Origin of the sequence: Duganella sp. OV510 (assembly GCF_900100205.1) — a bacterium.
Taxonomy (GTDB): Bacteria; Pseudomonadota; Gammaproteobacteria; order Burkholderiales; family Burkholderiaceae_D; genus Rugamonas.
Genome location: NZ_FNEQ01000001.1, coordinates 1,423,475 through 1,438,317, shown reverse-complemented (window position 1 = coordinate 1,438,317; position 14,843 = coordinate 1,423,475). Strand labels below are relative to the sequence as shown.

Sequence of the window (14,843 nt, the reverse complement as noted above, 5' to 3'; positions counted from 1 at the left end):
GTTATCATGCCGGGTTTGCCTTGCCGGATTGCCGCCATGTCCTCCCCGCGTAACAAGCGCTATACACGCCGCCAGCATTTCATCGAGACACTGCTCGGCGCGGCCATGCTGGGCGGCAGACTGTCGGCCCTAAGTTACCGCATCGGCCTGCACGGCAAGCTGGGCGTCACGCGCCATACGCTGACGCTGCCGTCGGAGCGGCGCCTGGCGCAGCCGCTGAAGATCGCCTTTGCGTCCGATTTCCACGCCGGCCGCACCACCCATGCGGCCATCTTCGACGACCTGTTCGCGCGCATCGCCAGCGAGCAGCCCGACGTGCTGCTGCTGGGCGGCGATTACATCACCGGGCCGGCCACGCATGCCGAGGTATTGAGCGCACGCCTGGCGCATTGTCATCCGCCGCTGGGCAAGTTTGCCGTGTTCGGCAATCATGACCTGTCCACCGATGACGCGCTGATTGCCGATCTGTTCGAGCGTGCCGGCGTGCGGATGCTGGTCAACCGCAGCATCACGCTGGCGGCGCCGTTCAGCGAGGTATCGATCTGCGGCATGGACGATCCGTGGACCGGCGCCCCTGACGCCGCCGCCACTTTCGACGGCGCCGGCGCCGTGCGGCTGCTGCTGATGCACGCGCCGGATGGTCTGCTGAAGCTGCGCGGACAGCGCTACGACATCGGCTTCGCCGGCCACACGCACGGCGGCCAGATCGCGCTGCCGGACGGCACGCCGATCATCATGCCGCAAGGACCGCTGTCGCGTCCCTACTATTACGGCCGCTTCCCGGTACAGGGCAATGGCGACCTGATCGTGACGCGCGGTATCGGCTGTGGCGGCATCCCGGTGCGCATCAATGCTGATCCGGAGCTGGTGATCTGCACTGTGCAATAATAAGCCGCATGAACACTTCGACCCTGCAACTGCGCAAAGAAGATCCCGCCGCAGCCGATTCGATGCGGCTGATGGAGGAATTGTCGAACGCTCTGGAAGCCATCACTGGCGACAGCGGCAAGGCTTCGTTCGACGCGGCCGACGTGATCGGCCCCGCCGCCTGCTTCGTGGTGGCGCGCGACGACAGCGGCAGCGCGATCGGCTGTGGCGCCTTGAGGCCGCTGCAGCCGGGTGTCGCCGAGATCAAGCGCATGTATGCGCGCCATGGCACCGCTGGCGTCGGCAGCGCCGTGCTGCGTTTCCTGGAAACAGAGGCGGCAGCATCAGGTTATCAGGCGCTGTGGCTGGAGACGCGGCTGGTCAACCGCCGCGCGGTCGACTTCTACGAAGCGCACGGCTACACGCGCATCGCCAACTACGGCAAATATATCGGCAACCCGCTGGCAGTTTGTTTCGAGAAACAGCTGTAAGGATCGTCTTACAAGGCGTTGCGGCAAGCGCTGCTACCGTGCTGAAGCGTGGCAGGGCAGAATAACGTCCATGAAAATCGTAGACCAACGCTATCTGGATAGCGACAACCGCTATTCCACCCAACCCTGCCTGCTCAGCATCCTGGAGCTGGACCCTGTTGAACCCGAGCAAACCGCGCAAGCGCAAGAGCGTCTGTACGCCGCTTTGCCAGGCCTGCGCCGCCTGCGCGGCCTGGTCGGCAAGCGCGCCGACGCTGAATCCGTACCAGCGCTGGTCGAGCTGGTGCAGCAAACCGCGATCGAACTGCGCCGTCTGGCGCTGAATGAAGTGACGGTCGGCTTTGTCGGCGTGGTGCCGCGCATGCCGGGCCGCTATCGCCTGGTGCTGCCGTACAACGCACAAGCTGCCGCCGCGCCGGCGCTGGCGATGGCCACGCAGCTGGTCAGCGCCATGCTGGCCGGCCGCTCGTTTAACGTCAAGGCCGGACTGGCACGCCTGCGCGCCTTGGCCGACCGCCGCAGCAAGCCGCGCTATTTGATGCAGACCGCGCGCACCATCTTGATGTCGGTGATCCCGAAGAGGACTTTTTCGATGCCGTCCATTTTCACGGCCCTATAGCCCTTGTAGCCCTTTTAGCCCTTGTTGCACTCCTCGCAGCCGACCGCGCAAAGCGGCGTGAGCTGCCCTCCTGCGCAGATTACGCGCGCCACCAGCGCCGAGCGGGACTAGGTCACAACTGCACTTCCATGCCTTCGTAAGCCAGGAAGACCTGTAAATCGCCCAACAGCGGCGCATGGCGCTCCATGACATCAGCGAACACGGCTTCCAGTTCGTCGTCGCTGCGGGTTGGTTCGTGATGGGTACAGTACAGCGCCTTGGCGCCGGTGCGCAGCGCCAGCGCCAGGGCCGAGTCGAAGGTGCCGTGGCCCCAGCCCCGCTTGGCCGGGTACTCTTCGCGCGTGTACGAGCAGTCGACGATCAGCGCGTCGACGCCGCGCACGGTGGCGTCGATGGCGGCGCTGCGCTCGGTCATCCAGGTTTCGTAGACGGCATGCTCCGGATGGCCGGGCGGGTGGATGTTGTAGTGCGGTTCGTGGTCGCCGGTGAAGAACAGCGAACGGCCATTGCAGTCGACGCGGTAGCCGAGGTCGATCACCGGGTGATTCATCACCACATTGCTGACGGTGGCGTCGCCGACGCTGATCGGCTGGCCGACCTCCAGCGTCTGGTATTCGATGGTGGCGTCCATCTGCGTTTCGCTGACCGGGAAGTAGCTGTTTTGCAGTTGCACGCCCATCACATGCTCGATGCCGTTGCCGGTGGCGGGATCGGTCACGCCATGCAGGCGCACGCGGCTGTCGCGTATGAACAGCGGCGTGAAGAACGGCAGGCCATGGATGTGATCCCAGTGACTGTGGGTAATAAAGATGTTTGCGTGGATAGGTTTGGTCTTGTTCTGTATCAGCGATTGCGCCAGCGAGAACAGGCCGGTGCCGCCATCGATAACGATCAGGGTGTCGTTATTGGAGCGCACTTCGATGCAGGTGGTGTTTCCGCCATAGCGCGCAGTGCGCGGGCCGGGTGAAGGGATGGAACCGCGGACTCCCCAAAATTTGAATTTCATACGCTGATCCCTGGTGTGCTTTTTATTATTGCTATGTTGTATTGCCGCGTTGCCTGCGACCGATGATAGCTTTTTTTGCCAGACACAGGGAAAAAGCCGAGTCAAAAGTGTTGCATCGCCAATTTCTGGATGTACAACAGCTTGCACTAAAGCTACACTTATACAACTACGTCCATGCGTAGGGGGAACACGCGCCTTGTCCTGAGCAGGTATTGAAAAAACAACCATGCAAGAGTTGAATCAAACGCAGATTGCTGAACGGCTGTACCAGCTGACCGAACTGAGCGTTCAGCTGGGCAGTACGCATGAGACCGACTCTTTGCTTGAGCGCATCCTGGTGCTCGCCAAGCGCATGACCAATGCCGATGGCGGCACGCTGTACCGTCCCAGCGACGACAAGCGGCAACTGAATTTCCACATCCTCCTCAACGATACGCTGAACACCCACCAGGGTGGTTCCAGCGGTGTGCCGGTGACGGCCGGCAGCGTGCCGCTGTACAACGCCGACGGCGAGAAGAACCTGTCGGCCGTGGCTGCCTATGCCGCCCACTTCGGCCTGTCGGTGAATATCGAAGATGTGTACAAGGCCGACGTGTTCAACTTCTCCGGCATGGTCAAGTTCGACCAGCTGCGCAACTACCATTCGCAGTCCTTCCTGACAGTGCCGATGAGCGACCACGAGGGCAAACTGGTGGGTGTGCTGCAACTGATTAACTCCAAGGACGCCGACACCGGCGAGATCCGCGCCTTCACCCAGACCGACCAGCGTTTCATCGAAGCGCTGGCGGCCCAGGCGGCGGTGGCGCTGACGCACCAGCGCCTGATCGCCCAGCTGGAAGAACTGCTGGAATCGCTGGTCAACCTGATCAACATCGGCATCGATGAAAAGTCGCCGTACACCGGCCGCCACTGCCAGTTCGTGCCTGAGCTGACCATGATGCTGGCCGAGGCGGTGCACAACACCGACAGCGGCCCGCTGGCGGATTTTCGCATGACCGACGCCGACCGCAAGGAGCTGTGGCTGGCCGGCCTGCTGCACGACTGCGGCAAGATCACCACGCCGGTGCACGTGGTCGACAAGGCGACCAAGCTGGAAACCATCTTCGACCGCGTCGCCATGGTCGACACGCGTTTTGAGGTGCTGCTGCGCGATGCTGAAATCGCCGCACTGAAACGCAAGCTGGAAGCCGGCGCCGACGTCGCCGCGATCGACGCCGAACTGGTACAGCAACAAGCCACGCTGCGCGAGGAGCGCGACTTCATCCGCTACGCCAACGTTGGCGGCGAGGGCATGAAGCAGGAGGACCAGGAGCGCGTGCGGCAGATCGGCAAGCGCCGCTGGATCGGGCCGGACGGCGCCGAGCGCGATTTCTTCGACGACGACGAACTGACCAACCTGACCATCAAGTTCGGCACGCTGACCGAGAGCGAGCGCAAGGAAATCAACAACCACATCGTGATGACCATCAAGATGCTGGAGGCGCTGCCATGGCCCAAGCACCTGAAGAACGTGCCGGAATACGCCGGTGGCCACCATGAACGCATGGACGGCAAGGGCTATCCACGCGGCCTGACCAAGGAGCAGATGTCGGTGCAGGCGCGGGTGATGGCGATCGCCGACATCTTCGAGGCGCTGACCGCCAAGGACCGCCCGTACAAGAAGGGCAAGATGCTGTCGGAGTCTTTGCGCATCCTCGGCAACTTCGCGCAGAACGGCCATATCGATCCGGACCTGTTCGACATCTTCATCCGCAATAAGATCTATCTGGAGTTCGCCCACAAGAATATGGACGAGAAACAGATCGACGTCATCGACGTATCGAAGATCCCGGGCTACCGTGCGGATCAGGGCGCTTAAAAAATACGGCCTGCGCTGGGCACTGGGCCTGCTGCTGACCGCCATCGCCATGCTGCAGGTGGCGGGACAGGTGCGCATCGATGCGATCGAACGCATGGACACTTTCTTTGCCGACCTGCGCATGCGGCTGGTGAAGCCGGTGTTCGATCCGAAGATCGTCATCGTCGACATCGATGAAAAAAGCATCGCTGAAGTCGGCCATTTTCCGTGGAACCGCAAGATCGTCGCGCAACTGGTCAGCCAGCTGACCGACCACTACGGCGTGGCGGCGGCCGGCTTCGACATTGTGTTCCCCGAGGCCGACAACACCTCCGGCTACGAGGTGCTGGACGGCCTGGCGCGGCACGAGATGAAAGACGTCAACGGCTTCCGCGCGCGCGTCGACACGCTGAAGGAGGCGATGGATTACGATGGTCTGCTGGCCAAGGCGCTGCAGGACCAGCCGGTGGTGCTGGGCTATAACATTGCCGACAACCAGCGCAAGGGCCAGTTGCCCGATCCCTTTTTCACCAGCGAGACGCTGAACGGCCGCACGGTGCCGGCGATCACTTCGCGCGGCTACCTGGCCAACCTGGAGCGGCTGCAATCGGCTGCGGCCACCGGCGGCATCTTCACCGCCACGCCGGATCCGGACGGCATCCTGCGCCATTCGGCGCTGGTGATGCGCATTGGCGATGGTTTCTATCCGACGCTGTCGCTGGCGACGGCGGCGGTGGCCTTGCAGGCGCGCGCCATCACGCCGGCCTTCAGCAAGACGGTCGACCAGTTGTCGGCCAGCGAGCGCGCTTACGGCGGCCTGGAAGAATTGCTGATGTTTGTCGGCCAGGAGAAAGTGCCGCTGCGCATCCCGGTTGGTGAAAACCTGACCGCGCTGATCGAGTATCGCGGCAGCGGCGGGCCCAAGGGCGGTGCCTTCCCGTATGTGTCGGCGGCCGACGTGCTGGCCGGCCGCGTGCCGAAGGAGGTGCTGGCCGACCACATCATCCTGGTCGGTACCACCGCGCCGGGTCTGCTGGACTTGCGGCCGACGCCGGTCAACAACGAATATCCCGGTGTGGAAGTGCACGCCAATATGATCAAGTCCATCCTCGACGAGCGCTTCAAGGTGCGGCCGGATTACGCGGACGGCATCGAGGGCGTCCAGGTGCTGCTGGCCGGCGGCGTGCTGGCGATCGCGCTGGCGGTGCTGTCGCCGCTGCCGTCGATGCTGCTGGCGGTGGCAGTGGCCGGCGCTGTGTTCGGCTTCAATTACTGGGCCTACAGTGAGATGGACTGGGTGCTGAAGATGGCGATGACGCTGGTGCTGATTGCTGCCGTGTTCGTGTTCAATGTCGCCTGGGGCTATTTCTTCGAGGTGCGCCGTAACCGCGGGCTGGTATCGCGCTTCGGCGAATACGTGGCGCCGGAGCTGGTGGCGCAGATGTCCGAAAATCCCGAACAGTACAATATGGACGGCGAAAGCCGCGAGCTGACCGTGATGTTTGTCGACGTGCGCGGCTTCACCACCATCTCCGAAGGGCTGACGCCGAAGCAGCTGCGCGAATACATCAACCTGTACCTGACGGCGATGTCGGAAGACATCCGCAGCGCCCACCAGGGCACGCTGGACAAATACATCGGCGACGCGGTGATGGCCTTCTGGGGCGCGCCGGTGCATTTTGACGATCACGCCAGCCGTGGCGTTGCCACCTCGCTGCTGATGCAGCAAAGCGCCCAACGGCTCAACGAGGACTTCATCGCGCGCGGCTGGCCGGCACTGAAAATAGGCATCGGCCTCAACTCCGGCCTGATGCACGTGGGCGACATGGGCTCGAACATCCGCCGCGCCTACACGGTGATGGGCGACGCGGTCAACCTCGGTTCGCGGCTGGAGGGTATTACCAAGGTCTATGGCGTCGGTATCGCGGTGGGCGATACCACCCGCGCGGCAGCAGCGGAATTCAGTTACCGTGAGCTGGACCTGGTGCGGGTCAAGGGTAAGAACGAGCCGGTGGCGATCTTCGAGCCGGTGGCGCTGGCAACCGAGGTTGACGAGGCCACCCAGCGCGAACTGGCGCGCTGGCACGAGACGCTGGCCGCCGTGCGCGCCCAGCAATGGGAGACGGCGGAAAACTTGCTTGCCGAGTTGCAGGCGCTGTCGCCGCAGCGCGGCCTGTATCAGCTGTATGTCGAGCGGATTGCCCACTATCGCCAGCACCCGCCTGGCGCGGACTGGGATGGTGTGACCACATTTGAAACAAAATAGCGAAAAATTCTCGGCCCGAGCGTAACGATAGGAAACGCCACAAGCACTATTGCAACTAAGTCCAGACAGAAATCCAACACTTCAGCCGGATGCGAAAGGAAGCTCCCGCAGGCGGGTGTTGCTATGCTAGCATCGGCAGATATTATTGCGGAATAGCAAACAAGATCGAGTCTTCGTCATAAGAAAACCATGAGTCAAATAATGAGATCTACCATGAGGCGCCTGCTCGCAGGCACTGTGCTGGCCGCTGCTGTGGCCTCGGCCTGGGGCGCGGATGAGGGCGTCATCCGATTTGAAATCGCCCGCTTCGAGGTGAAGGGCAATACGCTGCTGCCTCCAGCGCAAGTCGATGCCTTGCTGGCGCCTTTTGCCGGCAAGCAACGCGACTTCGGCGATGTCCAGCGTGCGCTGGAGTTATTGGAAAAAGTCTATCACGACAATGGTTATAACGTCGTCACGATTGAATTGCCGGAACAGGAATTGAACGGCGGCGTGGTGACGCTGCGCGTGGTGGAAAACAAGATAGGCCGTGTCAGCGTCAAGGACAACCGCTATTTTGACGAGGCGAATATCCGCCGCAGCCTGCCAGCATTGCAGGAAGGCCGCTCGCCCAATCTGAAGGCGGTGTCGGCCAACCTGAAGCAGGCCAACGAGAATCCGGCCAAGCAGGTCACTATGAAGTTGCAGACCGGCGAGCGCAACGAAGAGGTTGACGCCGTGCTGGAGGTCAAGGATGAGTCGCCGTGGAAGATCATGGGCAATGTCGACAATACCGGCACCGATCCCACCGGCAAGACGCACGTCGGCGTGACGCTGCAAAACGCCAACCTGTTCAACCGCGACCATGTCGCCACGTTGCAATACATCACGTCGGCCGAGGAGCCGGGCCGCGTCAAGGTGTACGGCGCCGGCTACCATATTCCGCTGTACGGCTCGGGCGACTCGCTGGACTTCTACGCCAGCTATTCCAATGTCGATTCCGGCACCGTCAACGCCGGCCTGTTCAACCTGGCCGTCAGCGGCAAGGGCGCCGTGTATGGCGCACGCTACAACCAGGTGCTGGCCAAACGCGGCGAGCTGGAATCGCGCCTGTCCTACGGCGTCGACGTCAAGGCCTTCAAGAACAGCGTACAGTTCGAAGGCACCGAGCTGGGCAATGATGTCACCGTGCACCCGGTCAGCATCAGCTACCAGGCCAGCACGCCGATCAAGCAGGGCGACGCCGGCGTGCAGCTGACGCTGTTGCGCAATATCTCCGGCGGCTCGAACGGCGACCAGCGCGCCTTCACGCTGGCGCGCATCCACGCCAAGACCGATTACACCATCCTGCGCGTGGGCGGCAGCATCACCCGCGCATTGGAAAACGCATGGCAGCTGCGCGCCATCGTCAACGGCCAGTACACCCGCGATGCACTGATCCCCGGCGAGCAGTTCGGCGCCGGCGGCGCAACGTCGGTGCGCGGCTTCGTCGAGCGGGAAATCGCCAACGATTCCGGCCTGAGCGTCAACCTGGAAGCATACACGCCCAACCTGTGCGCACGCGCGGGCTGGAACTGCCGCCTGCTGGGTTTCTACGATACCGCCTACGTCAGCCGCAACAAGGCCCTGCCTGGCGAACTGGACAACACGACCATCGCCAGCGCCGGTGTCGGCGCCCGCTTCGTGCTGTCGACCTACGTTAACCTGCAACTGGACTACGGCCATGTGACCAAGGCCGGCGCCACCACCCGCGCCGATGCCAACCGCCTGCATGTGCGCCTGGGCCTGGCTTATTGATCGAAGAGAACGCATATGAAACCGCAAATCGCATTTAACCTGCGCCGCAAGGCGCTGGCCGTGGTGGTGGCCGCAGCCTTCAGCACGGCCCAGGCAGCGCCGGTGGCGCCGACCGTGGTGCACGGCATGGCCACCTTCAACCAGCAGGGCAGCCTGTACTCGATCACCAATACGCCGAACACCATCATCGACTGGCGCAGCTTCTCGATCGCGCCGGGCGAGATCACCCGCTTCATCCAGCAGAGCGCGGACAGCAAGGTGCTGAACCGCATCACCGGCCAGGACCCGAGCCAGATTCTGGGTTCGCTGCAATCGAACGGCAAGGTGTTCTTGATTAACCCGAACGGCGTGATTTTCGGCGCCGGTTCGCGGGTCGACGTCAACGGCCTGGTGGCCTCCAGCCTGAACCTCTCCAACGCCGATTTCCTGGCGGGCAAGAACAACTTCAGCGGCGACAGCAGCGCCGGCAAGGTCAGCAACCAGGGCACGATCAGCACGCCGTCCGGCGGCCAGATCTTCCTGATCGCGCCAGCGGTGGAAAACAGCGGCATCATCTCGTCACCGAATGGCGATGTGGTGCTGGCGGCGGGCAAGAGCGTGCAGCTGTTCGACTCGGCTGATCCGAATGTGCAGGTGGTGGTGTCGGCGCCGTCCGACCAGGCGCTGAACCTGGGCAGCATCGTGGCGCAGGGCGGCCGCGTTGGCGTGTTCGGCGCGCTGGTCAACCAGCGCGGCACCATCAACGCCAACAGCGCGGTGCGCGGCGAGAACGGCAAGATCGTGCTGAAGGCCAGCGGCACTACGCTGGTGGAGGCGGGCAGCAGCACCACCGCCACCGGCAGCAATCTGAACACCGGCGGCGATATCGTGCTGCTCGGCGCACAAGTGGGCCTGACCGGCAATGCCGTGGTCGACGCCAGCGGTGAGGGCGGCGGCGGCAAGGTGCTGGTCGGTGGCGACTATCAGGGCAAGAACGCGGCAGTCATGAACGCCGACTCCACCTATGTGGGCAAGGATGTGGTCATCAGCGCGGACGCCACCCGGCAGGGCGATGGCGGCACCGTGGTGGTATGGAGCCAGGATGCCACCCGCATGTATGGCGCGCTGTCAGCGCGCGGCGGCGCGGCTGGCGGTAACGGCGGCCTGGTGGAAACCTCGGCCAACTACCTGGATGTTGCCAGCGCGCGCGTGAATACCAGCGCCGTACACGGCAAGACCGGCACCTGGCTGCTGGACCCGTATGACATCGAGGTGGTGTCCGGCCGCGCGCCCGACAGCCTGACGCCAACCGCCACTTTTGGCGGCGGTTCGGCCACCGGCAAGACGACTGTGGGCGCCGACCTGATCTCGGAATCTTCCACCAATGTGGTGTTGCAGGCCAAGCACGACATCACGTTCACGAGCGCCATCAGCAACGATGCAGGCGCTTCGCTGACGGCGCAAGCCGGCAATAACATCACGGTGGACGCGCCGATCTCCATGGCTGGCAACATCACGTTGAGCGCGAATGACGCGGCCAGCGGCAGTGCCACCGGCGTGGGCGGCGTGACGGTGACGACAGCTGGCAGCGTGAGCACCAACGGCAGCATCGCCACGCTGAAAGGCAGCTTTGTCACCATCAATGGCCAGGTGGACGTGGGCACTGGCAGCCTCGATGCGCGCGCCAATGTTGCTGGCGGCTATATCACGCTTGGCGCGGAAAGCCGGGTTGCCAGCACAGGCGACAGCGAGGCTTCCTTGTCCTTTATTACCGACAATATCAACCTGTACGGCAGTGAAGGCACCGTCGGCGGCAATGGCCCGTACGATTCGGTGTCGTTTGCCACTTACACTGCCGGACGCGGTATCACGCTGGGCGGCACCGGCACCAATACGCTGAACCTGGAGGCCGGCCGGCTGGACTCGATCGCCACCGGCAACCTGATCATCGGCAATAGCGGCGCGGGCAATATCACCACCGGCGGCGAAGTCAACCTGTATAGCGCGCGCAATCTGACCCTGGAGAGCGGCGGCAACATTACCATCAACCATGCGCTGAACGGCTACTCGACTGCCTATGTCAGCGTGGATGGCACGGGGACGCTGGCCATGGGGGGCAACGGCAGTCTAAGCAATCCCGACGGTACGGTTTACCTGGTCGGTAACAAGATGGACCTGAAAGGCAGCGTCAACGCCTACCACATCTATGTGGATACCTATGGCGCCACTACCGGTATCAACCTTGGCACGGAAGCCAACGGCAAACTAAGCCTGACCGGCAGCGAACTGAATACGCTGCATTCCAGCAGCCTTGACATCGGCACCAGCCAGGACTACAACGGCGCGTTGACGGTTGCGGGTGAGATCGACTTGAGCAGCGGCTTAACCGCATCCAGCGAGCTGAACCTGCGTGGCAAAGGCGTGACGGTGACGGGTACGCTGAATACCGCCGGGCAGTTAAGCCTGGACGGTATGACAGGCGCGATCAGCGGCACGGGCGCCATCACGTCCGCCGACCTGGAGCTCAAGGCCGCGTCGGTCTCGTTGACCGGCGCTAATGTGGTCAGCAGCATCAGTGGCAGCGCGTCCAGCGGCGATTTCGCTTTCAAGACCGCAGGCTCCTTGTATGTCGGTGGCGGCGGCATCACCGCGCTGAACGGTAATACCTCGCTGACGTCAACCCTCGCGGGTGATTCATCAGGCAACATCTCGCAGGAAAACACTGCGCAGATCCAGACCAAAAAGCTGACGGTCAGCGCCCCTGGCAGGGTGACGCTGGCGTCACCTTCCAACCAGGTTGAGTCGCTGACGGCCACCAGCGCCGCTTCGCTGTCGCTGACCAACAAGACGGCGCTGACGTTGAACGCCATCACGCTCAACAGCAATGGCAATTCCGATTCCAGCCTGAGTGTTACTGCCACCAACGCCAACATTACTGTGGCAGGCGCAGTCAATACCAATGGTCGCGATATGTACCTGAATGGTAGCAATATCGGCGGTGGCGGCGCAATTACTGCCGCCACGCTGAATCTGCAAGCCAGCGCTTCGGTGAACCTGACTGGCGCCAACAAGACCACGAGCGTCCAGGGGAGTTCGGTCGGCACCTTTGCCTATAATGCTTCCGGCGCCATGGCGTTGGGGTCGATCACATCGGCCACGGGCATCGCGCTGACGGCTACCGGCGATATCACCCAATCGGGCGGCTACAGCTACCTCATCGCACCGGAGCTGAGCGTCAGCACGCCGGGCGCCGTGAGCATCGGCGGCGGTACCAACGCGATCGATGCTTTGCGCGCCAGCAGCGTAGGTTCGCTGAAGGTAAGCAATCCTGGTGATATGACCGCAGGAGCGATTACGCTGACCGGCAATTATGCCGGTGGTGGCGTCATCGACCTGTCTAGCTCGTACGGCGCCATCACGGTGGCAGGGCTGCTTGATGCGAAAACCAAGGGCGCGGTAACGCTGTCCGCCGGCCAGGTGACCGTCGGCGCCAACGGCGGCGGGGCCGCCGACATTTTCAATTTCAACGCCAACCAGTTGACGCTGAATGCTGACCTGACCGGCAAGGTGGCCAACATCAAGCCACTGAATGCTGAATACGGCATCGTGGTCGGCGCGGAAAGCATCTCGTGCTCGGGTTGCCTTGGAGTGAGCAAGCTGTACCATCTGGTAGTACCCACCATCAGTATCGGCTCAACCGACGCGGCGCTGAAAGTAGGGCCGGTTTCGGTCGCAGGTATCAGCGGCGTCGGCGCATCGGCGTCCAGTATCAGCAGCGCCACCAAGCGCGTTTTGCTGAACAACTCCGTCGGTGACATCACCCAGACTGGCGCGATCAATGTGCAGGACCTGGGTATCCAGACCAGCGGCAATGTCGCGCTGGACAATGCTGGCAACATGGTCAAGAATCTGGCGGTGTCGCAAAAGGGATCCGACAACGATATCAGCTTCGTTAACAACACGACCGTGGCGATCGCCCAGTTGCGCACTCTTAGCGCAGCGGGGACTGAGCTGTTCAACATCAACGGCGTGCAGTCCGATGGCGATGTGGTGATGAATGTCACCGGCGGCATTATCAAAGGAAGTGGCTCGGTGCCTGGCGGCAGCATTGTTGCGGATAACCTGACCATGCACACTACTGGCGGAGTCGGTATCTCGACACTGGCGCTGGCGACCACGGTTGCCAGTTTGAGTGTGGAGAACAGTGCAGGTAGCGGCAGTACCAGCATGATCAACATCGCCAACGTCAATCCTGAAGGTGTGGAGATGACGGTGACCAAGGCGTGGCAGACCGATATTGGTGGCGGCAATGGCGGTGCCATCACGATTGATAACATTGGCGGCATGCTCATCGGCGCTGCAACGCCTACTCCCTCGCCCGGTGTGCCGATCGTGAAAACCACTACCGGTGCGATCACCTTGCAAACTCACAGTCCATTGACGATTAACGGCGAGGTGACTTCGGGTAGCGGCGCCATTACACTGGCAGCCGGTACCGGGTATAGCCTGGATAACAAGGTTATTATTGGAGCGAACGGCAATGTGCATACGACCAATGGCGGCACGGTGTCGGTTATTACTACGGTATTTGACAATACCTCGGGCGGCACGATCACAGGCGCCAACGGCAGCACGGTGACACCAACGATTCAACAGCCAGTGACACCAACGCCGACGCCGACACCGACGCCAACGCCAACGCCAACGCCAACGCCGACGCCGACGCCGACACCGACACCAACACCGACGCCGACGCCGACGCCAACGCCGACACCGACGCCGACGCCGACGCCGACGCCGACGCCAACGCCAACGCCAACGCCAACGCCGACACCAACGCCAACACCGGCGCCATCGGCCGACATCTGCGTGATCGCGCCGAATTCCGCGCTGTGCCAGGTGCTGTCGCCGCCAACCGCGTCGGAGCCGAACAAACCAGCGCAAGGCGCGGCTACCCAGGTGGTCACCACGCTGGCCTCGGCAACGGGTGACGGCAAAGGTGGCAGTTCGTCCGGTGGCGGCGGCTCCAGTTCGGGCAACAGCTCGACCTCGGACACGCCGGAAGACGACAAGAAATCTGAAAAATCCTCTGGCTCCGCAGCCAACGAAAAGACCGGAAAGCAAAATGAAGCCACTGACAAAAAATACTGCAATTAAGGCGTGGCTGGCGTTGATGCTGTTCTGGGTGGCCAGCGTCAGCTGGGCTGCCCAGGTGGCCGGCACGGTAATCCAGCTGAGCGGCCCGCTGATGGCCAAAAAGGCCGATGGCGCCGTGCGCATCCTGTCCATGCGTTCCGAAGTGGAAAGCGGCGACACGCTGATGACCGAGAAAAACACCTATGCCATGGTGAAATTCATCGACAACAGCGAAATCACGCTGAAGCCATCGACCACTTTCAAGGTGGAGAACTTCTCCTACGACGCCGACAAGCCGGACGGCGACAAAGCCTCGTTCAACCTGGTCAAGGGCGGCTTGCGCTCCGTGACCGGGCTGCTGGGCAAGCGCAACAAGGAAAAGTTCGAGATGAAAACGCCAAGCGCCACCATTGGCATTCGCGGCACCACCTTCATTGCGGAATGGGTGGAACCGTCGGCGACGGCAATCGCCGCGCGCGAAGCCTACCTGATGGCCAGCACCGCCTCGCTTGATCCGCTGGCGGCGCCGGTACAGCCATTGATGCTGGCGCAGGCGCCGATGGCCAGCCCCACTGGCTTCGCAGCTGGCCTGTATGTGCATGTGCTTGACGGCATGATCAACCTGAACAATCAGGGCGGGTCGATGCAGTTCAACGCCGGACAGTTTGGCTTCACGCCCAACTTTAAAACGCCTCCTGTCGTGCTGCCGCAAAATCCCGGTCTCCAATTCTCGCCACCACCGACATTTGGCACCGTCTCCGGTCCGTCGGGCAACAGCGGTGCACCGGCGCAATCCAACCAGGTCGACTGCGTGGTGCGCTAAAAAAACCTTGACCTTCCAATCGTGGGATACTTGATGCTGTAGA

Annotated in this window: 9 protein-coding genes; 8 read left to right on the top strand and 1 reads right to left on the bottom strand. The window is 62.4% G+C overall.

Going from position 1 to position 14,843, the window contains the following annotated elements:
* The first annotated feature begins 36 nt into the window (after window positions 1–36).
* The 3 genes from BLS51_RS06695 (at window position 37) to BLS51_RS06685 (ending at window position 1,977) form a co-directional block, all read left to right on the top strand.
* Complete coding sequence (locus BLS51_RS06695) at window positions 37–888, top strand: metallophosphoesterase (protein WP_090176210.1); 852 nt, start codon at window positions 37–39, stop codon at window positions 886–888.
* Window positions 889–896: 8 nt separating this feature from the next.
* Window positions 897–1,358, top strand: coding sequence for a GNAT family N-acetyltransferase (locus tag BLS51_RS06690; RefSeq protein ID WP_090176214.1), 462 nt, complete (start codon window positions 897–899; stop codon window positions 1,356–1,358).
* A 70-nt stretch (window positions 1,359–1,428) separates the two neighbouring features.
* Entirely contained in the window at window positions 1,429–1,977 is a 549-nt protein-coding gene (locus BLS51_RS06685; protein ID WP_090176218.1) for a hypothetical protein, read from the top strand.
* 112 nt (window positions 1,978–2,089) lie between these two features.
* Here the strand turns inward: BLS51_RS06685 and BLS51_RS06680 are convergent, their stop codons facing one another.
* Window positions 2,090–2,983, bottom strand: a complete 894-nt coding sequence (locus BLS51_RS06680) for an MBL fold metallo-hydrolase (protein WP_090176223.1) — start codon at window positions 2,981–2,983, stop codon at window positions 2,090–2,092.
* Between the two features lie 226 nt (window positions 2,984–3,209).
* Between BLS51_RS06680 and BLS51_RS06675 the strand changes: the two genes are divergently transcribed.
* From BLS51_RS06675 to BLS51_RS06650, 5 genes are all read left to right on the top strand, one after another.
* Window positions 3,210–4,841 carry an HD family phosphohydrolase gene (locus BLS51_RS06675; protein WP_090176226.1) on the top strand — a complete coding sequence of 544 codons (1,632 nt, stop codon included), beginning with the start codon at window positions 3,210–3,212 and terminating at the stop codon, window positions 4,839–4,841.
* Between the two features lie 49 nt (window positions 4,842–4,890).
* A complete protein-coding gene (locus BLS51_RS06670; protein ID WP_090180489.1) occupies window positions 4,891–7,086 on the top strand; it encodes a CHASE2 domain-containing protein in 2,196 nt (731 codons plus the stop codon).
* A 201-nt stretch (window positions 7,087–7,287) separates the two neighbouring features.
* Complete coding sequence (locus BLS51_RS06665) at window positions 7,288–8,862, top strand: ShlB/FhaC/HecB family hemolysin secretion/activation protein (RefSeq protein WP_090176229.1); 1,575 nt, start codon at window positions 7,288–7,290, stop codon at window positions 8,860–8,862.
* Window positions 8,863–8,877: 15 nt separating this feature from the next.
* A complete protein-coding gene (locus BLS51_RS29945; RefSeq protein ID WP_217636394.1) occupies window positions 8,878–13,998 on the top strand; it encodes a two-partner secretion domain-containing protein in 5,121 nt (1,706 codons plus the stop codon).
* Window positions 13,967–14,800 (top strand): FecR family protein, encoded by an 834-nt coding sequence (locus BLS51_RS06650; RefSeq protein WP_090176233.1) that lies wholly within the window; start codon window positions 13,967–13,969, stop codon window positions 14,798–14,800. The genes BLS51_RS29945 and BLS51_RS06650 overlap by 32 nt, the downstream gene beginning before the upstream one ends.
* Window positions 14,801–14,843: the final 43 nt, after the last annotated feature.